This is a genomic window from Roseateles sp. P1_C1_2 (genome assembly GCF_056406535.1).
This window is the reverse complement of the sequence record NZ_JBFUAB010000027.1, coordinates 45,766-68,164: the sequence shown is the minus strand read 5'-3', so window position 1 is coordinate 68,164 and position 22,399 is coordinate 45,766. Positions and strand designations below refer to the sequence as shown.

Sequence of the window (22,399 nt, the reverse complement as noted above, 5' to 3'; positions counted from 1 at the left end):
CCATCCACAACGGCTGCGGTCGCGGGCGATGACCCCTTTCAACCATAACGGAGACATATGAAATCAATTCACCGCGCGTTGGGCGCAGCCGCCTTCGTCGCCCTGGCTCTCGCATCCACGAGCGCCCGAGCCGCCACCTGGGCCGCCTCCTCGCCTGCCACGGCGTCCTGTTCAGCCACCAACCTGTTCGCCACCTGGACCTACGGCAAGTACACCTTCAACAACGACGTCTGGTCGCCCTGCGGTGGCGTGGCCGCCGGTGCGCAGACGATCTGGGCCAACACGAATGCCGATTGGGGCGTGTGGTCCGACCAACCCAACACCGGCGGCATCAAGTCGTACCCGCACATCGGCTACACGGTCAACCGCACCATCAGCTCGCTGTCGCAGCTGTCGTCCACCGTCTCGGCCACCACGCCCTCCGGCGGTGCCTGGGAGTCCGCCTTCGACGTCTGGGTAGGCAACAACGCCCACGAGATCATGCTGTGGCTCAACTACACCGGCACGGCCGGTGGCTGCGGCAACGTCAAGCCCATCTCCTACAACTGGACCGCGCAGGGCTGCGCCATCCCCGTCTACACCAACGTCAACGTGGGCGGCGCCACCTGGAATGTCTACCGCGGCAACAACGGCGCCAACATGGTCTATTCCTTCCTGCGCACCACGAAGACGAACAACACGACGATCGACGTGCTGGCCGTCCTCAACTACCTGAGGAACCTCGGGTGGATGGCCGACCTGGTCGTGGGTGACGTGCAGTACGGCTTCGAGATCACGTCGTCATCGGGCGGCATGAACTTCGGGTCGAAGAACTTCTCCGTCACCGTGAAGTAGGCGGCGGGCCCGCGCCCTCAGCCCGGCGCGCGGCCGGCCTTGGCGGCCAGCAGCGCGTCCACCGCGGCGTAGTCCACCGGTTTGACGAGATGGTGGTCGAAGCCGGCCTCGATGGAACGCTGCCGGTCGTTCTGCTGGCCCCAGCCGCTGGCCGCGATCATCAGCACGCCGCGCCCCCAGGGCGTCTCGCGCACCTTGCGGCACAGCTCGTGGCCGGTCAGCCCCGGCATGGCGATGTCCACCAGCATGGCCTGAGGCTGGAACTCCTGCGCGATCGCCAGCGCCGAGAGACCGTCCACGGCGGTTCTCACCTCGTTGCCGCACAGGGCCAGCAGCGCCGACAGGCTTTCCGCCGCGTCGGCGTTGTCGTCGGCCACCAGCACCCGCAGGCCCGTGCCCGCGAAGCTCGCCTGCACCGTATCGGCGGGCTGGGGCGCCAGCACCGCATGCCCGGCCAGCGGCAGCCGCACGACGAACTCGCTGCCCCGGCCCAGGCCGGCGCTGTGGGCCTCGACGCTGCCACCGTGCCGCTCCACCAGCTGCCGCACCAGCGTCAGGCCAATGCCCAGGCCGCCGCCCACATGGTCGTGGGAGCGCTGCACCTGGGCGAACATGTCGAACACGCTCTCCAGCATGCCGGGCGCGATGCCGATGCCGTCATCGCGCACCGACAGCACCGCCACCTCGGCCTCGCCCTGCAGGCTGACCTCGATGTGGCCGCCATGCGGCGTGAACTTGGCGGCGTTGTTGATCAGGTTGGACAGCACCTGGATGAGGCGCGTCTCGTCGGCCTCCACCACGCAATCGCGCTCGGGCAGACGCGCCACCAGGCGGTGCCCGGCCTGCTCCACGCCCGCATGGCTCGCCTCGACGGCCTGCCGCACCACGTCCATCAGCGACAGCGGCTCGCGTTTCAACTCCACGATGCCGCGCGTCAGCCGCGACAGGTCCATCAGGTCGTCGATGAGGTGCACCATCTGCGCCATCTGGCGCTCGATGATGTCGCCGCTGGACTCGAGGATGCGCTCGTCGTGCCGCGCGCGGCGCTGCAGCGTCAGCGCATTGCGGATGGCTGCCAGCGGGTTGCGCAGCTCGTGCGCCAGCGTCGCCAGGAACTCGTCCTTGGCCTGGTTGGACCGGGCCAGCGCCTGCGCCAGCTCGCGGTACTTGGCCTCGCTGGCCCGCAGCGCGGCATCGGCCGTCTCGCGGTCCGTCACGTCCGCGCCCTCGACGAAGATACCCGTCACGCTGCCGTCGCGGCCCTTGATCGGCTGGTAGACAAAGTCCACGAAGCGCTCGGTGACCGGCGCACCCGGGCTGCCCTGGTAGCTGAATTTCGCGCCCTTGGCGATGTGGGCCTCGCCGCTCGCGTAGACGCTATCCAGCAAGGTCCGGTAGCCCTGCTCCACGGCCTCGGGCAGCGCCTCGGCCAGCGTCTTGCCCACGACCTCGCGGTTGCCCACCAGCTTCAGATAGCTCGGGTTGGCGATCTCGAAGCGGTGATGGGGGCCGCTGAGCAGCGTCATGAAGGACGGCGCCTGCTCGAACAACTGCCCCAGCTGATCGCGCTCCGCGGCCATGCGCTGGTTGGCCAGCACCTGCTCGGTCGTCTCGGTGCACACCACCAGCACGCCACCAATGCCGTGCGGGCTGTCCTCGTCGTCGATGGGGCTGTAGCTGTAGGTCCAGTACACGTCCTCACGCCGGCCATGCCGCGTGATCGGCACCAGGTGGTTCACATTCCACGTCGCGCCGCGGCCGGCGCGCACCTGCTCGATCTGCGGGCCGATGATGGGCCAGATCTCCTCCCACACCTCGCGCGCCGGCCGGCCCAGCGAGCATGGGTGGCGCTCCGGGCCTATGCATTCGCGGTACGCGTCGTTGTAGAGGCAGGCGTTCTCGTCGCCCCACCAGATGTACATCGGGTGGCCGGTGTTCAGGATCAATCGCACCATCGCGCGCAACGGCTGCGGCCAGGACTGCGGGGGGCCGAGCGGCGACGCGGCCCAGTCATGCGCCCGCATCAACGCACCCATCTCGCCGCCGCCGGAGAGGAAGGCGGGGGAAGCCGGGGGGGCGGCCGAAGGCGAGGTGGGGGTTGAGGGGGGGTGCATCGTCCAGCGGCGGTCGGCGTGGGGCGATTGTCAGGGGAGTTGCGAAAGTAGCAGCTACTACGCGACGGGCGCGTTCCTTTGACGCCGTGACGCGTCTCGGTTCACCGCGAACTCTTGCAGGGCAGTTGTGTGTCAGACAGTCGGCGCGTTCCGCGACTTGCAGAGGGCCGGGCTGGAGCGAGGTTGGGAGACAGATTTGAGACCTGACCAGATGCCGGACCTGAAACCCGGTCCCGATCCCGTTTAGTGATGAGAGTGCTCTACAGTCGTCGCGGGAGAAGCGCAAATGAGCAACCGGGATCGCGATGAAGCTTCGGAGCTGAGGCGCAAACAGCGAGAGAAGTTTGAAGCTGATTGCGCGTGGGCAAAGGAGTTGGGACTGTCGATGCCAACGCCGTCTATGAGCTTCACGACAGACTACCAATACATCGATTTTGCGCTGCGATCAAGATGGCCTGCTTTCCTCGAATTGGAAAGGGAAGCAACCAGCTTTAAGCCGAAATCGGCAAATGAACTATTGGCGGAAAGTATGACGAGGCTGTCTTCCCTTAGGCAGAACAATCCCAATCACGCTGACGAACAACTTCTTGCCCATCTTTCGGAAGAGGCCAAGTACTTCTCCCACCCGGAAATGCAGCGATATTTCAAGTTTGACGAACGCATCATGGGCGAGTTCGTCACTGTTGCATTCCTGGCTCACGCACTCGCCGAAGCCACCATCAACGCATTTCTAGCGCTTGGCTTGGCAACGTATTCCAGCACTGAAGTATTTAAGATACTAGAGCGAGCAGATGTTCTGGAAAAATGGACGACTGGCCCCAAGACGTTTCATCCTTCATATTCCCTCCCAAAGGGCGGCGCGCTCTATGGCGCGCTCAAATATCTAATCGGTCAACGCAACGCCCTGGTGCACTCAAAAATTGAACTATCCATTGCGGGAAATCTGGAGTTAGAAGGATCACGAATTGTTCGCGCCCCTCAATTAAAGCGATTGGAATGGATTCGCCGATTATTCTCTCTACCGTTCGACTTAGCCAATCATGCCCGCCAGCAAGTGCCAGATATGCATTTTTTGGTATTGATAGACCGCGGAAGCATAGGGGAATTTGCGCCCCATAAGACCTAAGCCTAATTTCAACTGCACTTCGCAGATTGACTGCGGCGAAATCGGGGCCGGGTCTCAATCTAAGTACCCGAGAACCAAGGGGTCGGTCGCTTAGACCGGCCCCTTGGTTTTAGCATTGGCTGTCGGCTGTTTCGTCTCACCCCTTTGAAGCCGCCGAGCATCGCAGGGCGCCGAGGCGCGTGCGCAGCACGCTTCGTGAACTGACTCCGCGCAACTGTTTGACCAGAGCGTAGCGGCGGGAGTTTTGCGCGGGCCTCGGCGTTCGAGAAGCGCAGGGAACCCCTCGTATCCCGAGGGGCGGCGGAACCGGGGCGGCTTCTTTGCCTACTTTCTTGGGCGTCCAAGAAAGTAGGTCGCCCGCCGGGGCGAACTCCCGGCTGGGCCTCACGCGTCAAGCCAAAGCCGCGACATAAGCACTATCCACATCGCGGCAACCTCCAAAGCGTCACCCTCCCATGCTTGAATGAGCGCTCCCGCGAGCAGGCCGCCAGCACCAAGAGCCCGCCGCAGCCAGGGGCAGCCAGGAGACAACCCATGACCACACTTCGGCAACAGGCCAGCCGCCTCTTCGCCATTGCCGTCACGGCAACAGCCGCCCTCGCCACCACCAACGCCCACGCCGACCTCACCATCGGCCAGACCGCCGGCCACACCGGCCAGGTGGCGGCCAGCGTGGGTGAGGCAACCAAGGGCGCCAAGCTCTATCTGGACATCGTCAACGCCGGCGGCGGCGTCAATGGCCAGAAGATCAACCTGGTGTCGCTGGACGACAAGTTCGATCCCAAGATCGCCGCGGCCAACGCCAAGCAGCTGATCGACCAGGGCGTCATCTCGCTGTTCCTGAACCGTGGCACGCCCCACACGCAGGCCATCATGCCGCTGCTGACCGAGCACAAGGTGCCGCTGGTGGGCCCGTCGACGGGCGCCATGGTGCTGCACAAGCCCGTGCACCCGTGGCTGTTCAATGTGCGCGCCACCTACCAGCGCGAGGCCGAGCGGGCCATCGAGCACCTGAGCCTGATCGGCATGGAGCGCATCGCCATCGTGCAGGTGGACGACTCCTTCGGCGACGACGCCGTGCAGGGTGCCATGGCCGGCCTGAACAAGACCAACAAGAAGCCCGTGGCCCACGAGAAGTACGACCGCGCCAAGCCCGACTTCAGCGCCATCGTGCCCAAGCTGCTGGAGAAGCAGCCGCAGGCGGTGATGTTCATCGGCTCGGGCACGGCCGTCGTGGCGGGCATGAAGGCGGTGCGCGCGGCGGGTTCGAATGCGCAGCTGGTGACCCTGTCCAACAACGCCTCGATGGGCTTCATCAAGGACCTGGGCGACATCGGCTACGGCGTCATCGTCAGCCAGGTGTTCCCGTACGAGCGCTCGATTGCCAAGCCCATCATCAAGGAGATCTCGGAGGCCGCCCAGAAGGCCGGCGTGGACCTGACGCCCACCGTCGTCGAGGGCTATGTGTCGGCCAAGGTGCTGGTGGAAGGCCTGAAGCGCGCCGGCAAGCAGCCCACGCGCCAGAGCCTGCGCGATGCGCTGGAGAACATGGGCCGCTTCGACGTGGGCGGCATCGAGGTGGGCTACGGCCCCAAGGACCACAGCGGCCTGGACTATGTGGACCTGGCCATCATCGACCAGAGCGGCAAGTTCCGGCGCTAGGCCGCACCGAGGACGGCGCCGCCGCGCGCCTCACACCTCCATCGCCCTCGCCACCAGCAAGGTGTCGGTGAACTGCTCGAACGCGACGACCCGCCCCTGCGCCAGCCGCCACACATGCGCCACGCGCGCGTGCAAGTCCTTGCCCGTGGCGCGGCAGCGGCCGCTGTAGTGGCCGATGCCCACCACCTGCTCGCCGCCGTCGATGAGCTGCTCCAACGTGAAGCGGTAGCCGTCCCAGTCGCGGCCCAGCACGGCAAAGACGTGGCGGGCCACTGCTTCCGGGCCCACCCAGGTGCCGGCACAGGGGAAGCCGGCCATCTCCGTCCAGGCCACGTCGGGTGCCATGTCGGCCATCATGGCCGTGACGTCGCCGCGCGCCGAGGCGGCGTAGTGGTCCGACACGATCTGCAGCTTGCTTTTCATAGCGCGCACCCGTCGGCATCGCACAGCGCCGCCGTGCCGCCCGGCTCGGCCGGCGGCTGGCCAGCCAGACCCTGCAGCGCGGCCGCGAAACCCTGTGGCCGGCCCAGGTGGGCGGCTGCGTCCACCCGGGTCAGACCCGCGGGGGTTTCGAGGAGGAAGCTCGGGAAGCCTCGCGCACCAGCACGCGCCATGAAGGTGCGGGTCTGTTGGATGTGGGCCTGCACCGGGCCGGCGCTCTGGCGGGCCAGTTCGGCCTCGAAATCGGCCTCGGCCAGGCCGATGGCGCCTGCCAGCTCGACCAGCACGGCCGGCTCGGCGATGCGCCGCCCTTGCACGTAGTGCGCGGCCTGCAGCTCGGCCAGCAGGTCCAGGCCGCGGCCGCCGAGGGCGTCGGCAGCGAGGATGGCGGCCGTGGGCGGCTCGGAGTCGAACATGGCCTGGCTGTCGCGCAGCAGGCCGTCGCGGTAGGCGTCGCCGAAGGGCTGGCCAGTGGCCTCGGCGATGCGCTGGTCGTGAATCAGCACGAAGGCGCGCAGCTCGGGCGTGACGGGCTGGCGCTGAGCGCCGGCCATCATGCCGCCGGCATGCAGCCGCACCGGCAGCACGGCGCGGGCCGCGCGCACCAGCGGCGCGGCGCCCCAGCACCAGCCGCACAGGGGGTCGTAGATGTAGTGGAGGACAGGGCTCGTCATGGTGCTCACCAGGCCATTTCGCCCTTGTTGACCTTGGCGCCGATGTCCAGCGCCAGCCCCAGGCCTGCCTGGGGGTAGGCCTGCTTCATGGCCTCGATGAGTTCGGCGCCGGTCTTGGCCTTGGCGGCCTCGGTGTCGAAGCGGTGCAGGTAGTCGCGGGTGTAGCGGATGGCGCTGGCGTCCAGAGCGGTGCCGGCGGCCATGTGGCCGGGCACGACGGTGGCGGGCTTGAGCGCCTCGATCTCGTCGAGCTGGGCGAACCAGGCCTGGCGCTCTGCGGGCTTCTGGGTGTCGGCCGTCCAGACATGCAGGTTGCCGAAGATGGCGATGTTGCCAGCGACGGTCTTGATGGACGGGATCCACACGTAAGGCCGGTGGGCCAGCACGCCGGTGGTGCCGCGCACATCGATGGTCTCGCCGTCCACGGTCAGGCTGTTGCCCTGCAGCGCCTCGGGCACGATGGGCTGCTGGGGTGCGTTGGCGCCCATCTTGGGCGACCAGAAGGCGAGCTTGCCTGCCAGCTTGGCCTGGATCTTCTCGCGCACGGCGGGCGTGGTCAGCACGCGGGCCTGGGGGAAGACGCTCTTCAGCGTCTCGGCGCCGAAGTAGTAGTCGGGGTCGGCGTTGCTGATGAAGATGATCTTCAGCGTCTTGCCGCTGTCCAGCACGTTGGCGGCCACGCGCAGCGCATCGGCGCGAGTGAAGCCGCTGTCGATGACCAGGGCCTCGGTCTTGCCGCTGACGACGACGGCATTGACGTGGAAGCTGTTGCCATCGGCGTTGTAGACCTTGACGGCCAGCGGGGCCTGCGCCTGAGCGCCGCCGGTGGCAACCATGCCCAGGGCCAGGGCGGGAAACAGGCGGCGGGCGAGTTGGCTGAGAGGGAACATGAGCATCTCCGGGGTGAGGTGGACTGCCGTCGGCAGGGTGTGGAGCGAACTCTAGGTTTTGCGATATGGTTGATAAAGTTCGCTTCGGTTGACTGTTTATTTCACTATCCGTCGCAATTCGGGACACATATGGATCGCCTGACTGCTTTGCGCGTCTTCGTGGAGGTGGCTGACCGGGCCAGCCTGACCCAGGCGGCCGAGCACCTGGAGATGTCCACCGCCATGGTCAGCCGCTATCTGGCGGCGGCCGAGGACTGGTTTGGCGCGCGGCTGCTGCACCGCACGACGCGCCGCGTCAGCCTGACGGATGCCGGCAGCGCCACCCTGCCCGCCTGCCGGCAGCTGCTGGACCTGGCGCTGGAGACCCAGCACCTGGCCGCCGAGCGCAGCCGGGAGCCCGCCGGCCTGCTGCGCATCACGACGCCGGGCTCGTTCGCCGAGGCCCAGCTGACGAGCGCGCTGGTGGACTTCCAGCAGCAGCACCCCCAGGTGGAGGTGATGCTGTCGGTGGCCGACAAGACGGCCGACCTGGTGGCCGAGCGGGTGGACCTGGCCGTGCGCATCACCAACACCCTGGACCCGGCCATGATTGCCCGCCCGCTGGCACGCTGCCGCTCCATGCTGTGCGCGTCGCCGGGCTATCTGCAGCAGCACGGCACGCCGCGCACGGCAGACGAGCTGCGCCAGCACCGCTGCGTGGCGCACGCCTTCGGCATCGGCCGGCAGTACCGCTTCCTGCGCGGCAGCGAGCTCATCACCGTGCCGGTGAACTGGAGCCTGCACACCAACGAGACCGCCGTGCTGCGCCGCGCGGTGCTGGCCGGCGCCGGCGTGGGCATGCTGCCGACCTACTACCTGGGCGATGATCTGCACACGGGCCGGCTGGTGCCGCTGCTGCCCGACTACCAGCCCGAGGTGATGGGCATCCATGCCATCTACCTGTCGCGCCAGCACCAGCCGCTGGCATTGCGCCTGCTGGTGGACTTCCTGGCGGCGCGCTTTGCCGGCGAACCCTGGGATCAGGACTTGTCCGCCGCCCCCGAGGCTGAGCACGAGGAGACGCCGTGAACCAACCCTTGCTGGACGTGCTGGCGCTGCTGCGCGACGGCCACTGGACCCAGGCCCACGACCAGGTGCAGCGCCACGACTCGCCCGAAGCCGCCTGGCTGCATGCGCTGGTGCATGTGCAGGAGGGCGACCTGGAGGACGCCGAGTACTGGTACGGCAAGGCCGGCCGAGACTGGCGCCGCCGCCTCAGCCTGGACGAGGAACTGGACGCGCTGGCGCGCGAGCTGCGCGACGGGGAACCTCCCCCGGCACCGGCCACGCTCGGTTGACAGGCAGTTGGAATTAACCGACACCACGCTCTCCAGCCTGCCGCTATGGTGCCGCCGCCATGAGCAGTTCCAACGCCCCTCCCCTCACCCCGCGACTCTGGGACATCTCCCCCACCGTCGCCCCCGACGCACCCATCTTCCCGGGTGACGAGCCCTACAGCCTGCGCTGGACGGCGCAGCTGTCGCCGGACTGCCCGGTCAACCTCAGCGCCATCACGATGAGCCCCCATGTGGGCGCGCATGCGGATGCGCCGCTGCACTACGCCAACGACGCGCCCGCCATCGCGGAGGTGCCGCTGGACACCTACCTCGGCCGCTGCCGCGTCATCCACGCGATCGGCGCGGCGCCGCTGATCACGGTGGCGCACCTCCAGCACGCTGAACAAGGCCTGCCGCCGCGCGTGCTGGTGCGCTGCTGCGAGCGGGCCGACACGGCGTGGAACCCCGCCTTCACCGCCTACGCACCGGAAGCCGTCGAATGGCTGGCCGCGCGCGGCGTGCGCCTGATCGGCATCGACACGCCGAGCGTGGACCCGGCCGACTCCAAGGTGCTGGACAGCCACCAGCAGCTGCGTCGCCACGACCTGCGCGTGCTGGAAAACCTCGTGCTCGACGACGTGCCCGAGGGTGACTACGAACTGATCGCCCTGCCACTCAAACTCCAAGGCGCCTGCGCTTCGCCCGTGCGCGCCGTCCTGAGGGAACTGCCATGAATATTGACGACGCCAAGCGGCTCGACGCCGCCGACCCGCTGCGCAGCCTGCGCGACCTTTTCCAGCTGCCCGAGGACATCACCTATCTCGACGGCAACTCGCTGGGCGCCCTGCCCAAGGCGACGCCGCAGCGCATCCAGCGCGCGGTCGAGCAGGAGTGGGGCCAGGGCCTGATCAAGAGCTGGAACGCCGCCGGCTGGATCGACCTGCCGCGCCGCCTCGGTGACCGGTTGGCACCGTGGCTGGGCGCGCGGCCGGGCGAGGTGCTGGTGGCGGACTCGACCTCGGTCAACCTCTACAAGGTGCTGCATGCGGCGCTGCAACTGCAGCAGGGCAAGCGCAAGGTCGTCATCAGCGAGCGCAGCAACTTCCCGACCGACAACTACATCGCGCAAAGCGTGGTGCGGGCGCATGGCGGCGAGCTGATCCTGACCGAGTCGCCGGAGGACATCCCGCCACTGCTGGACGAGCGCTGCGCCGTGCTGATGCTGACGCATGTGAACTACCGCAGCGGCCGCATGCACGACATGGCCCTGCTGACGCGCTGGGCCCACCAGGCCGGCGCGCTGGCCGTGTGGGACCTGGCGCACAGCGCCGGCGCGGTGCCCATCGACCTGCTGGGCAGCGCGGCGGACTTCGCCATCGGCTGCGGCTACAAATACCTGAACGGCGGCCCCGGCGCGCCGGCCTTCGTGTGGATGCACCCGCGCCACGAGGGCCAGGTCTGGCAGCCGCTGACCGGCTGGCTGGGCCACGCCAACCCCTTCGATTTCGACAGCGAATACCAGCCTGCACCGGGCATCCAGCAGTACCAGTGCGGCACGCCCGCGGTGCTGGCCATGACCGGCCTGGACACGGCACTGGACGTGTTCGACGCCGCGCAGAAGCTGGGCGGCATCAAGGCGCTGCGCAACAAGTCGCTGGCGCTGACGGAGGCCTTCATCGGCAGCGTGGAAGCGCGCGTGCCGGGCGCCGTCATCGCGACGCCGCGCGACTCGGCCATGCGCGGCTCGCAGGTGTCGTTCTCTCTGCCCCAGGGTGTGGACGGCTATGCGGTCATGCAGGCGCTGATTGCCCAGGGCGTCATCGGCGACTTCCGCGCCGGCGACCCCGAGCTGCTGCGCTTTGGCTTCGCGCCGCTGTACAACGGTTACGCCGATGTGGCGCGCGCGGTGGACGTGCTGGGCCAGATCCTCGATTCGCGCTCCTGGGATGCACCCCAGTTCACCAGCCGATCCAAGGTGACCTGAGCATGTCCGACGTCCAACACCACGGCGCCCAGCTCGATTTCTCCAAGGACATGAGCTATGGAGACTATCTCCAGCTCGACGCCATTCTGAACGCGCAGAAGCCGCTCTCGCCCGACCACAACGAGATGCTCTTCATCGTGCAGCACCAGACCTCGGAGCTGTGGATGAAGCTGATGCTGCACGAGCTGCAGGCCTCCATCGCGAACGTGGCGGCGGATCGCCTGCCCGAGGCCTTCAAGATGCTGGCGCGGGTGTCGCGCATCATGGAGCAGCTCGTCCACGCCTGGGATGTGCTGGCGACGATGACGCCACCCGAGTACAGCGCCGTGCGGCCCTACCTCGCCAAGAGCAGCGGCTTCCAGAGCGCGCAGTACCGGCGCATCGAGTTCATGCTGGGCAACAAGAACGCCGCCATGCTCAAGCCCCACGAGCACCGGCCCGACCTGCTGGCCCAGGTGCGCGAGGCCTACGAGGCACCGTCGCTCTACGACGAGGCGCTGAAGCTGATGGCCCGCCGCGGCATCGCTGTGCCGGCCGCCAACCTGCAGCGCGACTGGACCCAGCCCCATGTGGCCGACGAGGGCGTCAAGGAGGCCTGGCTGACCGTCTACCGCGCCCCCGAGAAGAACTGGGACCTGTACCAGATGGGCGAGGAGCTGGTGGACCTGGAAGACGCCTTCCGCCTCTGGCGCTTCCGCCACGTGACGACGGTGGAGCGCGTCATCGGCTTCAAGCGCGGCACGGGCGGCACGGGCGGCGTCAGCTATCTGCGCAAGATGCTGGACGTGGTGCTGTTCCCGGAGCTGTGGGCGCTGCGCACCGAGCTGTAATCCCCTACACGGCCTAGGGGATTCCACATCCAGAACCGGGGGACCTCCGTTCCTGCCGGCTGAGACACATGTCGTGCCTCGCCTGCAACGAACTGGAGATCCCATGAAGCTCATCGCCCGCACCCTGCTGGCCCTCGGCGTGGCCGCCACGGCCCAAGCCCACGCCGCCGCCGAAACCCTGTTCAACACCGCGCCCTTCGCCGGCTCCACGGCCAATCCGGCCGACGGCGTGCGCACCGTGTTTGCCGGCCAGCAGCGCAGCATCGCGACCTTCGACCCGACGACCGACCGCTTCGTCTTCGACCTCAGCAAGTTCAATGCGGGCGGGTCGCTGAGCTTCGCCAGTGCCACGCTGGCCGCGCCGCCGGCCGCCGGCAGCAACGTCATCGTGTTGAACGAGTTCGACGACGACAACAACCCGGCCACGGCCTTCGGCGCCGGCAATGCCGCCAACCTGATCGCCAGCCTGGTGACGACGGACGGTGCCGGCTTCTTCATGTATTCCAACAGCACGCTGGGCGTGAACCGGCTGGTCTATTCGAGCAACCTCAATGTCGCCACGGCCGACCTGTCCATCCTCGCCCGCATCGAGAGCCCCAAGGGTGCCGCCGCGCCGGGCGCCCTGGCCGGCTTCACCGGGAGCAACTTCGTCGCCGCCGTGCCGGAACCCAGCAGCTATGCGCTGATGCTGGGCGGGCTGGCCGCGATGGGCTGGGTGAGCCGCCGCCGCACGCAGCGAAAGTAATCGACACTGCCGCGATGCCCGCAGCGCCCGCCGCCACCGACCGCCTGGCCTTCTGGCTCGGCCAGGTGGCGCTGGGCGACCAGCCCGCCTTCGAGCAGCTCTACCAGGCCACCAGCGCCCACCTGCTGGGTGTGGCGATGCTGGTGCTCAGGCGGCGCGAGCGGGCCGAGGAAGTGCTGCAGGAGGCCTTCGTCAACATCTGGCACAACGCCGGCGGCTATGCGCAGACGGGTGCCTCGCCGATGAGCTGGCTCATCACCATCGTGCGCAACAAGGCGCTGGACCATCTGCGCAGCAGCAAGCACGCCGACACCCATGACACGCTGGACGAGCATGAGGCTCTCGCCAGCGAACGCCCCGACCCGCTGGCCCTTTTGACCCAGGCCAGCGGCACGCTCGGCCTGCGCGCCTGCCTGGACGGCCTGGACGCGCCGCTGCGCCAGAGCCTGGCCCTGGCCTATTACGAGGGCCGCACGCATGACGAGGTGGCCAAGCATCTGCGCGCGCCGCTGGGCACCGTCAAGACCTGGCTGCGGCGCGGCCTGGAGCGGCTGCGCGCCTGCCTGGACGGACGGGGGCACGCCGCATGAACTATCTGCGCCCTGAACTGCTCGACCGGCTGGCCGCCGCCCAGGCGCTGGGCACGCTGAGCCCGCGCGCGGCGCGGCGCTTCGAGGCCGTGCTGCGCGACTCGCACGAGGCCCGCGCGGCCGTCATCGCCTGGCAGGAGCGCCTCAACCAGCTGGCCATCAGCGTGCCCGCCGTGCAGCCACAGCCGGCCGTCTGGCAAGGCATCCAGCAGCGCATCGCCCCCGCACCGCAGCGCCGCCGCCAGCCCTGGTGGTGGCCGCTGCTGGGCACGGCCTTCGGCGTGGTGATGGCCGTGGGCGTCGTGCGCCAGCAGCCGCAGTGGGTGGGCATCACGCCCGAGTCCACCGAGGCGGTGGCGCCCGCCTACGTCGGCATCCTGACCAACGCGGCCAACGAGCCCGTCGTGCTGGCCTCGTCGCTGCGCCATGGCAAGCTGCTGACGCTGAAGATGCTCAAGCCCGTGGTGCCGCCCCAGGGCCAGGTCGCCCGGCTGTGGGCGATTCCCTCTGACGGCCGACCGCCGTTTTCGCTGGGCGTGGTGCCCGCCGGCAACAAGGCCAGGCTGGAACTGAGCGCTACCAGCGAGGCGCTTTTTGCCAAGGTCGGCCGCCTGGCCGTCAGCTTCGAGCCGCCCGGCGGCGGCGACCAGCCGGGCGGGCCCTTCGTGCTGAGCGGGCATTGCGTCAAAGTGTGGGAGCCATTGCCTCCGGCACCCAAGCCAACCGGCTCCTAAAATCCCGCCACCGCTTCACCGACAAGGTCCGCCACCATGGACACCCGCACCCACGAAACCCGCCTGCGCATCGAGCGCGTTCGCGATGCCCTGAAGGCCACCGGCGCCCATGCCGTGCTGGTGCCCTCGAGCGACCCCCACCTGTCCGAGTACCTGCCCGGCCGCTGGCAGGGCCGCGAGTACCTGTCGGGCTTCACCGGCTCGGTCGGCAGCCTCGTCGTCACGCGCGACAGCGCCGCCCTGTTTGCCGACAGCCGCTACTGGGCCCAGGCCGAGGCGCAGATCGCCGGCAGCGGCATCACGCTCGAGAAGATGGCGACCGGCGCGTCGACCATCTACATCGACTGGATCGCCAAGACCCTGCAGCCCGGCCAGGTGCTGGCCGTGGACGGCCAGGTGCTGGGCCTGTCGCTGGCCAATGCGCTGCGCGCGGCCATGCAGCGTGCCGGCATCACCGTTCGCACCGACCTCGACCTCGTGCAGGACGCCTGGGACGACCGCCCCGGCCTGCCGACCGAAGCCGTCTACGAGCACGCCGCGCCGCAGGCCGCCGTGTCCCGCGCCGACAAGCTGGCCCGCGTGCGCGCCGCGATGGCGACGGTGCGGGCCACCCACCACCTCGTCTCCACCGTGGACGACGTGGCCTGGCTGCTGAACCTGCGCGGCTCGGACGTGGAGTGCAACCCCGTCTTCATCGCCCACCTGCTGATGGATGCCCAGGGCGGCCGCCTCTTCATCGCCGATGGCAAGGTGCCGGCCGACGTGGCCGCGCGCCTGGGCGCCGACGGCATCCAGCTCGCGCCCTATGACCAGGCCGCCAAGGCCCTGGCCGCCCTGCCCGCCACCGCCAAGCTGCTGATCGACCCGCGCCGCGTGACGCTGGGCCTGCGCGAAGCCGTGCCGGCCACGGTGGCCGTCGTCGAGCAGATCAACCCCAGCACGTTGCTGAAGAGCCGCAAGACCGCCGCCGAAGCCGCCTTCATCCGCGAGGCCATGGCCGAGGACGGCGCGGCCATGTGCGAGTTCTATGCCGACTTCGAGGCCTCGATGGCCCGCGGCGAGCGCTGGAGCGAACTGGACATCGACACCAAGTTGAGCGCCCAGCGCAGGAAGCGCCCCGGCTTCGTGGGCCTGAGCTTCTCGACGATTGCCGGCTGGATGGCCAATGGCGCCCTGCCCCATTACCGCGCCACGCCCGAGTCCTTCGCGCAGATCGAGGGCAACGGCCTGCTGCTGATCGACTCCGGCGGCCAGTACCTCGGCGGCACGACGGACATCACGCGCGTCTGGCCCATCGGCACGGTCAGCGCCGCGCAGAAGCGCGACTACACGCTGGTGCTCAAGGGCACGCTGGCGCTGTCGCGCACCCGCTTCCCGCGCGGCACGCTGAGCCCCATGCTGGACGCCATCGCCCGCGCGCCGCTGTGGGAGCACGGCCTGGACTACGGCCATGGCACCGGCCACGGCGTGGGCTACTTCATGAATGTGCATGAAGGCCCGCAGAGCATCTCCAAGGCGATTGCCGAGCCGGCCATGGCCATGGAGCCCGGCATGATCACGTCCATCGAGCCGGGCCTGTACCGGCCAGGGCAGTGGGGCGTGCGTATCGAGAACCTGGTGCTCAACGTCGCCCTCGACACGCCGGAGAAGAACGCCTTCGGCGAGATGCTGGAGTTCGAGACGCTGACGCTCTGCCCCATCGACACGCGCTGCATCGACATGAGCCTGCTGCGCGCGGACGAGGTCGACTGGCTGAACCGCTACCACGCGACGGTGCGCGAGCGCCTCTCGCCCAAGGTCAGCGGCGCGGCCCTGGCCTGGCTGGTCGAACGCACCCAACCCCTGGCTGCCTGATGCGCAGCGCCGCCGCCCTGCTGTTGTTGCTGGCGGCGGCGGCCGGCGCACAGACGCGCTACGAAGGCCTGTGCGACGCGTCGGCGGCGGTGGCGCTGGATGCGCGTCATTTCGTCGTCGCCGATGACGAGCACAACACCCTGGTCATCTACCGGCGCGGCGAGGCCAGGCCCGTCGGCCAAGTCGAGCTGGACAAGTTCCTGAAGACGGACAAGGAAGCCGACCTCGAAGGCGCGGCCCAGGTCGGCAGCCGCATCTACTGGATCGCCTCGCATGCCCGCAACAGCGCGGGCAAGCTGCGCGAGGACCGGCAGCGCTTCTTCGCGACCGAGATCCGCGGCACGACGGTGGAGCCCGTCGGCAAGCCCTACGCGGCGCTGCTGGCCGACCTGCTGGCGGCGCCGGCCCTGGCGCCGCTGAAGCTGTCCGACGCGGCCGGCCGTGCGGCCGAGGCCGAGGGTGGCTTCAACATCGAAGGCCTGGCCGCCGCGGCGGACGGCAGCCTGCTGATCGGCCTGCGCAACCCCATCCCGCAGGGCCGCGCCCTCGTCATCCCGCTGCTCAACCCCGCCGAGCTGGTGGGCGGCAAAGGCCCGGCCCGCTTTGGCAGCGCCATCCGCCTCGACCTGGGCGGCCGCGGCGTGCGCTCCATCGACCGCATCGGCGCCGGCTACCTCATCGTCGCCGGCCCGCCGGCCGATGCAGGCAGCTTCGCGATGTTCCGCTGGAGCGGCAAGCCGACCGACATGCCGGTGCCCGTCAAGGCCGGGCTCGGCACGCTGCGGCCCGAGGCGCTGTTCGCCTGGCCCGATGGGCAGATCACCCTGCTCAGCGACGACGGCGGCGTGATGGTGGGCAAGAAGGCCTGCAAGGACGTGGACAAGGGCAAGCGCGCCTTCCGCGCGCTGGACGTCAAGCCTTAGCCCGGCGCTGCCGCCTCAGCACCAAGCCCGCCAGCGCAGGCAGCAGCAGGGCCAGCGTCGACGGCTCGGGCACGCTGTTGGTGATGTAGGCCGCGCTGGTGCTCGCAGGCGTCCACCAGATCGCATTGGTCTTGCCCTGGATGGAATAGGCGAAGGCGTTGATGGCGGGGTTGACGCGATCGAAGACGATCAGGAAATCGTTGAACGCGCCGTCACCGACGACGGCATTGGCGCCGCGCACGATGGCACCGATCGCCGTCTGCGTCGTGCCCTGGTTGGCGATGCCGATTTCGGCCAGCGTGTACTGGTGGCCGGCGATCTCGATGTCGATGCTGAGGAAGCTGGCGATGGGGTCGGCCTTGTTGGCCGTGTCCCAGGTCAGGCGGGCGTCGACCTCGCCATTGAAGCCGGGATATTGCGTGCCGGCGTCCTGGAAGCCCGAGGCCTTGAGCTGCAAGGTCACGGGGCTGGCGAAGGCCGTGCCGCCCAAGCCCAGGGCGAGGACAGCAGCGGCACGGGCAAGGACGGAGGTGGTGAAGGACATGTTGCGCTCCCAGGTTGAAGACATGTCCAAGTTAGAAGCACCTCCCCGTCCTCACTACCCCCGAGGCGCTGGGTGCCCGCAGGGGAACTGCAGGGCCGGATCGGGCACTACATGCACGAGTGCTGACGTTTTGCGGCGCTCAGAGCGCCAGCCTGAGCGCGGTATCCGCCCCCCCGAAGCTGGTGGCCAGTTGCGCCTTCACGCCGGCCACTTCGGCCGCCGGCTTGCCCTGGGCCTGCAGCGACTGCAGCAGGCCGCGCAGCGCCCAGCCGCTGGTCGGATGCTCTGCCAGATCGGCGCGGAAGCTGGCCTCGGCTTGCGCCCAGCGCGCGGCCTTGAGCTGCATGTCGCCCAGCGCCACTCGCGAGCCCGCCGCGAGCATCGGCGGCTCGCTGCGGTCGATGAATTTGCCCGCCTCGACGGCCTGCGCCTGCAGCTCGAATGCCATGTCAGTACGCCCCTCGGCCAGCGCGATCTCGGCCGCCAGCCGGGCCTTGGCCACCTGGGCCAGGCCGCGAACGACCTTCTCCCTGTAGTCATCACGGGCGTTCTCGCTGACCAGCCGGTCCGCGACGGGCGCGAGCTGCGCATAGGCCTGTTGCGCCTCGGCAAGGCGACCCGTTCGCAGCAGGGCCACGCCGCGCGCCTGCTGGCCCAGCACCAGGGCCACCCCAAGCTTGTCGCTGGGCAGCGGCTCGGCCAGCACGGCGTCCCAGCGCTCCAGCCGCAGCAGCGTCAGCACGGGCAGGCTGCGCAGGTACTCACCGTAGGCGAAGGTCCAATGCTCGGCCCTCTCGGCGCCGCGCCGTGCATTGGCGAGCGCCACGTCGCCGCGGCCCTGCATCAGCGCGGCAAACCACAGGTAGGAGCGGTTGTGCATGCGCCAGTCCTTGCCGACAGTGAAGCCCTGGCGCTCGAGCTCGGCTTCGCGCGCGTCGTCCAGGGCCAGCGCACGCTAGTTGACGGCCGCGGCGTCGGCATAGCGCCCCAGCAGGCCGAAGGTGTGCGAGGGCATGTGCACCAGATGGGGCGACTGCGGCGCGAGGCCGCCCAGGCGCTCGGCCGCCACGAGGCCGCGGCGGGCCTGCGTGGGCGTGTCCACCGCATGGATGAGGTAGTGGTTGATGCCGGTGTGTTGCGGATGCCGGGCGGCGGCGGCCTCCAGCCGCGTGGCCAGGTCGCCGATGCGGCCACGGGGCTTGCCGCTGTCGTCGTCCCACCAGTCGTCACGGGTGGCGACCAGCTCGGCCTCGGCCCACAGCGACAGCAGGTCGGGGTCGTTCGGCGCGCTGTCGGCCAGCGCGTGCAGGCGGTCGGCATAGGCGATGTCGAGCGGGTCGGCACGCTTGCCCGAGCTGCCCGACTTCTGGCCGCAGACCGGCGCGCTGAGCACCGCCACTTCGGCGCGCTGGCTGGCATGCCCATAGCGCAGCGCCATCGCGTCGATCAGCTCGCGCTCACGCGGGCTGGCATTGGCACGCTGGCGCACGGCCAGGTCCACATAGCGCCTGGCCTCGCCCAGGTCGCCACGGTCCGGTGCGTTGATGTTGGGGCCGAGCTGCCAGGCCACGCCCCAGGCGCACAGCGCGCAGTCGGGGTCGGCCGCCAGCGCGGCCTTGAACATGCGCACCGCCTCGTTCTCGTTGAAGGCATAGGCCTGGGCCATGCCCTGGCCGAAGAGGCGGCGGGCTTCCTCAGAGCGCGTCGTCACGGCGAGCTCGACGCTGCCGTAGCCGTCCAGGCGAGGCGCACGCGCGCTGCGGTCCACCTGCATGGGCATGCCCGAGCAGGAGGCCAGCACGCACAGCGAGACGAGGCTCAGCCGCCACGACAAGACACGAGCACGGCTGGAAGAAGGCGGAGGCATGTTCTTGAGGCTCCCTGGCAAAGCAGGCAGCCTAGGCGCGGGCGCTCGGCCTCGCCATCGGGCGGAGTCCTTAGGTCACTGCCTCGGTGCGCTGCACGCCGGGGTAAGGCCACACCAGGGCCGCACTGGCCATCAGCATCAGCAGCACGCTGGCGAACAGCGGCGCCGCGCTGTCGGCATGCCCCATGAAGGGTGCGACGAGCTGGGTGCCGACGGCGCCCGCCGCCAGCAGCGCGAGGATGAGCATGGCGGTGGCGCGGCCCATCTGCGCCGGCGGCACGGCCAGCGCATCGCCAAAGGTCGCCGGGCCGCGGATGGCCAGGCCGCCACAGAAGCAGACCCAGTAGGCCGCGATGGCTGCAAAAGGCAGTTGCTGCGCCACCAGCGCGCCGACGAGGGCGAGGCCGCAGGCCACGAGCTGGACCGCATTGCCCCACTGCACGACGCGCGCGTGGCCCAGCTTGGCCGCCAGCCGGCCCGACTGCGTGGCGCCCAGCATGAAGGCGCTGACGCCCAGCACCTGCAGCATCGCGAACGCCGCCGAGCCCAGGCCCAGCGTGTTGTGCAACAGCTGCGGCGCACTGGCCAGGAAGGTCAGCAAGGCGCCGATGCACAGCGCATGCGAGCCGGCCAGGCGCAGATAGCTGCGGTTGCGAAAGATGGCGCCGTAGCCGGCGTCGTGCTTCATGTCGAGGCCGGGCAATCTGCGCGGCGCGATCTTCACGACCCAGGGCAGCACCAGCAGGGCCAAGCCCGCCAGCACCCAGAAGGTGCCGCGCCAGTCCACCACGCGCAGCATCACCGCGCCGATCACCGGCCCGGCCGCGGGCACGATGGCCTCGACCATGGAGATGGCCGCGATGCCGCGCACGACGTCGGCGTCACCCAGCGTGGCCCGCACGACGCTCGGCGCCACGACGGTGGCCGCGGCGGCGGACACGCCCTGCAGCAGGCGCAGCACGAGCAGGGTCTCGATATTGGGCGCCAGTGCGCACCCCAGGCTGGTGAACACCAGCAGCAACAGGCCGGCCTGGATGCACAGCCGCGGGCCGAGCCGGTTCAGCAGCTCGCCCCACAGCAGTTGGGCGCCCGCCAGGCCGGCGAGGTAGACGGCCACCGTGGCCTGGGCCAGCGGCACGCTGATGCCCATGCCAGCCTGCAGGGCGGGCACGGCGGGCAGGTAGAGATCCATGGCGGCCATGCTGACGCCGGTGACGAAGGCCAGCGGCAGGATGGTGCGTATCGACGCAGAAGCGGGAGGGGAATGCATGAGGGAGCCTCTTCTTCACAGAGGGCGCCCTTGTCCGACGTCAACACCGAGCGTGGCGAAAGCATCCTTGCCCCCGTCGCAGCACCCCTCGGCGAGACGATGCCGCGACAACCACCGCAGCACGGCAGCCATTCTAGGCAAGGCAAACTGCGGCGATGGACGAGGTGGATATTGCCGTCATCGGGGCCGGTGTCGTCGGGCTCGCGATCGCGCGCGAGCTGGCGCTGCGCGGGCGCGAGGTCGTCGTCATCGAGTCGGCGGGCGCCATCGGCACGGGCATCTCCTCGCGCAACAGCGAGGTCATCCATGCCGGCCTCTACTACCCGCAAGCCAGCCTGAAGGCCCGCTTGTGCGTGCGCGGCAAGGCCCTGCTCTACGCCTACTGCGAGGCGCGCGGCATCGAGCACAGTCGCTGCGGCAAGCTCGTCGTGGCGACGCGCATGGAGGATCTGCCGCGGCTGGACAAGATCGCCGCCGCCGGCGCGGCCAACGGCGTCGACGACCTGCGCCTGCTGAACCGGGCCGAGACCCTGGCCTTGGAGCCGGCGCTGAATGCCGCCGGCGCGCTGGCGTCGCCATCGAGCGGCATCGTCGACAGCCATGGCTTGATGACGGCGCTGCTGGCCGATGCCGAGAACGCCGGCGCGACGCTGGCCCTGGCGAGCCCGGTCAGCGGCGGCGAGCGCGAAAGCGATGGCTGGCGGCTGCGCGTCGGCTCGGACTTCGAGTTGAAGGCGCGCTGCGTCATCAACGCGGCCGGCCTGTTCGCCGCGCGGCTGGCCGAATCCCTCGGCACGCCCGCACCCCGCCTGCGCTTTGCGCGCGGCCACTATTTCTCGCTGGCCGGCCGGGCGCCGTTCTCGCGCCTGATCTACCCGCTGCCGGTGGACGGCGGCCTGGGCGTGCACCTGACGCTGGACCTGGGCGGCCAGGCGCGCTTCGGGCCGGATGTGGAGTGGCTGCCCGACACCGACCCGGCCGCGCTGGACTACGCCGTCGACCCGACCCTGGCACCGGCCTTCGAGGCCGAGGTGCGCGGCTACTGGCCAGGCCTGCCGGCCGGTGCGCCGCAGCCGGCCTACAGCGGCATACGGCCCAAGCTGAGCGGGCCGGGCGAAGCGGCGGCGGACTTTCGCATCGACAGCGCGACGCCAGGCCTGGTGCAGCTCTTCGGCATCGAATCACCCGGGCTGACAGCCTCCCTGGCCCTGGCCGAGGAGGTCGCCAATCGGCTTTAAGCCGAGACGCTGAGCTGGGACTCGGTGGTGGGTTGCTGCAACCAGTTCCTGCTGAGCTGGTCGTAGAGCTTCTGCGCCAGCGCGGCGATCTCGCTGTTGCTGCCGCTGTTGGAGGCGTCGCCAGAACCCGAGGTCTGGGCGAGCTCCTTCAACTGGCCGGCCAGCCTCTCGATCTGCGACACGGCGCCGTCCTGGTTGACGTCCAGCGGGTCGTAGCTGGTCGACGTCGAGCTGGTTGCGCTGCTGCCTGACGCTGCCGCCGGTGGTGGGCCACCCGGGCCACCGGGGCCGCGCGGGCCTCCTTCGGGCCGCTGCGGCTTGCCTGCCTCGAATTCGGCGCGCGACAGCTGGCCGTCGCCATCGGCGTCGAGCTGGGTGAAGGCATCGCTGTCTTCACCGCCCTCGTCGTTGGCCGCACCGCGCGACTGCGCGAACTCCAGCGTCGACGCCGGCGGCGGCATCAGGTCGCGCATGCCCTGGCTCAGCTCCTCGCTGTTCAGGCTGCCGTCGCCGTCGCTGTCCATCTTCTTCAACAGCTCCGCGCTGTCGCCGGACTGGCCGCTGAGCGGCCCCTTTTCCAGCATGGCTGCCAGTTCGGTGGCGTCGACGCCGCCACTGCCGTCGCTGTCCACCTTGGCGAACATGCGGGCTTCGTGCTCGGTCCGGCGGGTCGAACTGCTCTGAGCGTTTTGCCAGGATCGGTCTGCACCGCCCAGGCCGCTGATCGTGCTCATTGGCTACTCCTTTGGAAGAGATTGAGGTT

Annotated in this window: 23 protein-coding genes and 1 riboswitch; of the genes, 14 read left to right on the top strand and 9 right to left on the bottom strand. The window is 69.3% G+C overall.

Translation table 11 applies throughout. From position 1 onward, the window contains the following. The first annotated feature begins 57 nt into the window (after positions 1-57). Complete coding sequence (locus tag AC1D2H_RS24520) at positions 58-834, top strand: GH12 family glycosyl hydrolase domain-containing protein (RefSeq protein ID WP_478012753.1); 777 nt, start codon at positions 58-60, stop codon at positions 832-834. Between the two features lie 17 nt (positions 835-851). Here AC1D2H_RS24520 and AC1D2H_RS24515 read toward each other — a convergent pair whose 3' ends face one another. Continuing rightward, positions 852-2,789 carry a hybrid sensor histidine kinase/response regulator gene (locus AC1D2H_RS24515; protein ID WP_478012752.1) on the bottom strand — a complete coding sequence of 646 codons (1,938 nt, stop codon included), beginning with the start codon at positions 2,787-2,789 and terminating at the stop codon, positions 852-854. A 445-nt stretch (positions 2,790-3,234) separates the two neighbouring features. On the opposite strand from AC1D2H_RS24515, the gene AC1D2H_RS24510 reads away from it, so the two are divergent. Both AC1D2H_RS24510 and AC1D2H_RS24505 read left to right on the top strand, forming a co-directional pair. Then, complete coding sequence (locus tag AC1D2H_RS24510) at positions 3,235-4,074, top strand: hypothetical protein (RefSeq protein ID WP_478012751.1); 840 nt, start codon at positions 3,235-3,237, stop codon at positions 4,072-4,074. Between the two features lie 534 nt (positions 4,075-4,608). After that, on the top strand, positions 4,609-5,736 hold the full coding sequence (locus AC1D2H_RS24505; protein WP_478012750.1) for an ABC transporter substrate-binding protein: 1,128 nt from the start codon (positions 4,609-4,611) through the stop codon (positions 5,734-5,736). Positions 5,737-5,766: 30 nt separating this feature from the next. Here AC1D2H_RS24505 and AC1D2H_RS24500 read toward each other — a convergent pair whose 3' ends face one another. Genes AC1D2H_RS24500 through AC1D2H_RS24490 form a run of 3 tightly spaced genes read right to left on the bottom strand, consistent with a single transcriptional unit; the run spans position 5,767 to position 7,687 of the window. Then, a complete protein-coding gene (locus AC1D2H_RS24500) occupies positions 5,767-6,159 on the bottom strand; it encodes a nuclear transport factor 2 family protein (protein WP_478012749.1) in 393 nt (130 codons plus the stop codon). Beyond that, positions 6,156-6,851 carry a DsbA family protein gene (locus tag AC1D2H_RS24495; protein ID WP_478012748.1) on the bottom strand — a complete coding sequence of 232 codons (696 nt, stop codon included), beginning with the start codon at positions 6,849-6,851 and terminating at the stop codon, positions 6,156-6,158. The genes AC1D2H_RS24500 and AC1D2H_RS24495 overlap by 4 nt, the downstream gene beginning before the upstream one ends. Before the next feature lie 5 nt (positions 6,852-6,856). After that, entirely contained in the window at positions 6,857-7,687 is an 831-nt protein-coding gene (locus tag AC1D2H_RS24490) for an MBL fold metallo-hydrolase (protein ID WP_477931576.1), read from the bottom strand. A 183-nt stretch (positions 7,688-7,870) separates the two neighbouring features. On the opposite strand from AC1D2H_RS24490, the gene AC1D2H_RS24485 reads away from it, so the two are divergent. The 10 genes from AC1D2H_RS24485 (at position 7,871) to AC1D2H_RS24440 (ending at position 16,717) form a co-directional block, all read left to right on the top strand. Then, a complete protein-coding gene (locus tag AC1D2H_RS24485; protein WP_477931495.1) occupies positions 7,871-8,809 on the top strand; it encodes a LysR family transcriptional regulator in 939 nt (312 codons plus the stop codon). After that, positions 8,806-9,078 carry a hypothetical protein gene (locus AC1D2H_RS24480; protein WP_477931496.1) on the top strand — a complete coding sequence of 91 codons (273 nt, stop codon included), beginning with the start codon at positions 8,806-8,808 and terminating at the stop codon, positions 9,076-9,078. Before AC1D2H_RS24485 ends, AC1D2H_RS24480 begins: the two co-directional genes overlap by 4 nt. Positions 9,079-9,137: 59 nt before the next feature. Continuing rightward, positions 9,138-9,791: an arylformamidase gene (gene kynB / locus AC1D2H_RS24475; protein WP_478012747.1), complete on the top strand. Its 654-nt coding sequence runs from the start codon at positions 9,138-9,140 to the stop codon at positions 9,789-9,791. After that, complete coding sequence (gene kynU, locus AC1D2H_RS24470) at positions 9,788-11,041, top strand: kynureninase (protein ID WP_478012746.1); 1,254 nt, start codon at positions 9,788-9,790, stop codon at positions 11,039-11,041. Before kynB ends, kynU begins: the two co-directional genes overlap by 4 nt. 2 nt (positions 11,042-11,043) lie before the next feature. Further along, positions 11,044-11,871, top strand: a complete 828-nt coding sequence (gene kynA / locus AC1D2H_RS24465) for a tryptophan 2,3-dioxygenase (protein ID WP_477931499.1) — start codon at positions 11,044-11,046, stop codon at positions 11,869-11,871. Positions 11,872-11,974: 103 nt separating this feature from the next. After that, entirely contained in the window at positions 11,975-12,616 is a 642-nt protein-coding gene (locus AC1D2H_RS24460) for a PEP-CTERM sorting domain-containing protein (protein ID WP_477931500.1), read from the top strand. A 14-nt stretch (positions 12,617-12,630) separates the two neighbouring features. Beyond that, positions 12,631-13,206: a sigma-70 family RNA polymerase sigma factor gene (locus AC1D2H_RS24455; RefSeq protein ID WP_477931501.1), complete on the top strand. Its 576-nt coding sequence runs from the start codon at positions 12,631-12,633 to the stop codon at positions 13,204-13,206. Next, entirely contained in the window at positions 13,203-13,940 is a 738-nt protein-coding gene (locus AC1D2H_RS24450) for an anti-sigma factor (protein ID WP_478012745.1), read from the top strand. Before AC1D2H_RS24455 ends, AC1D2H_RS24450 begins: the two co-directional genes overlap by 4 nt. A 36-nt stretch (positions 13,941-13,976) precedes the next feature. Continuing rightward, positions 13,977-15,794 carry an aminopeptidase P family protein gene (locus tag AC1D2H_RS24445; RefSeq protein ID WP_478012744.1) on the top strand — a complete coding sequence of 606 codons (1,818 nt, stop codon included), beginning with the start codon at positions 13,977-13,979 and terminating at the stop codon, positions 15,792-15,794. After that, positions 15,794-16,717 carry a DUF3616 domain-containing protein gene (locus AC1D2H_RS24440; protein WP_478012743.1) on the top strand — a complete coding sequence of 308 codons (924 nt, stop codon included), beginning with the start codon at positions 15,794-15,796 and terminating at the stop codon, positions 16,715-16,717. The genes AC1D2H_RS24445 and AC1D2H_RS24440 overlap by 1 nt, the downstream gene beginning before the upstream one ends. Here the strand turns inward: AC1D2H_RS24440 and AC1D2H_RS24435 are convergent. The 4 genes from AC1D2H_RS24435 to AC1D2H_RS24420 all read right to left on the bottom strand — a co-directional run bounded on the left by AC1D2H_RS24435 (position 16,707) and on the right by AC1D2H_RS24420 (position 20,398). Beyond that, the gene (locus AC1D2H_RS24435) at positions 16,707-17,261 is read right to left on the bottom strand and encodes a PEP-CTERM sorting domain-containing protein (protein WP_478012742.1); all 555 of its coding nucleotides are present in this window, start codon (positions 17,259-17,261) and stop codon (positions 16,707-16,709) included. The two genes, AC1D2H_RS24440 and AC1D2H_RS24435, sit on opposite strands and share 11 nt — an antisense overlap. A gap of 139 nt (positions 17,262-17,400) precedes the next feature. Then, positions 17,401-18,141 (bottom strand): hypothetical protein, encoded by a 741-nt coding sequence (locus AC1D2H_RS24430; RefSeq protein WP_478012741.1) that lies wholly within the window; start codon positions 18,139-18,141, stop codon positions 17,401-17,403. A gap of 75 nt (positions 18,142-18,216) precedes the next feature. Then, on the bottom strand, positions 18,217-19,095 hold the full coding sequence (locus AC1D2H_RS24425; RefSeq protein WP_478012740.1) for a hypothetical protein: 879 nt from the start codon (positions 19,093-19,095) through the stop codon (positions 18,217-18,219). Positions 19,096-19,198: 103 nt separating this feature from the next. Continuing rightward, complete coding sequence (locus AC1D2H_RS24420; RefSeq protein WP_478012739.1) at positions 19,199-20,398, bottom strand: MFS transporter; 1,200 nt, start codon at positions 20,396-20,398, stop codon at positions 19,199-19,201. Positions 20,399-20,413: 15 nt separating this feature from the next. Continuing rightward, positions 20,414-20,494: riboswitch (S-adenosyl-L-homocysteine riboswitch) on the bottom strand. Positions 20,495-20,553: 59 nt separating this feature from the next. On the opposite strand from AC1D2H_RS24420, the gene AC1D2H_RS24415 reads away from it, so the two are divergent. Beyond that, positions 20,554-21,636 carry an NAD(P)/FAD-dependent oxidoreductase gene (locus AC1D2H_RS24415; protein WP_478012738.1) on the top strand — a complete coding sequence of 361 codons (1,083 nt, stop codon included), beginning with the start codon at positions 20,554-20,556 and terminating at the stop codon, positions 21,634-21,636. Here the strand turns inward: AC1D2H_RS24415 and xopAW are convergent. Beyond that, positions 21,633-22,370: a XopAW family type III secretion system calcium-binding effector gene (xopAW, locus tag AC1D2H_RS24410; RefSeq protein ID WP_478012737.1), complete on the bottom strand. Its 738-nt coding sequence runs from the start codon at positions 22,368-22,370 to the stop codon at positions 21,633-21,635. The genes AC1D2H_RS24415 and xopAW overlap by 4 nt on opposite strands. Positions 22,371-22,399: the final 29 nt, after the last annotated feature.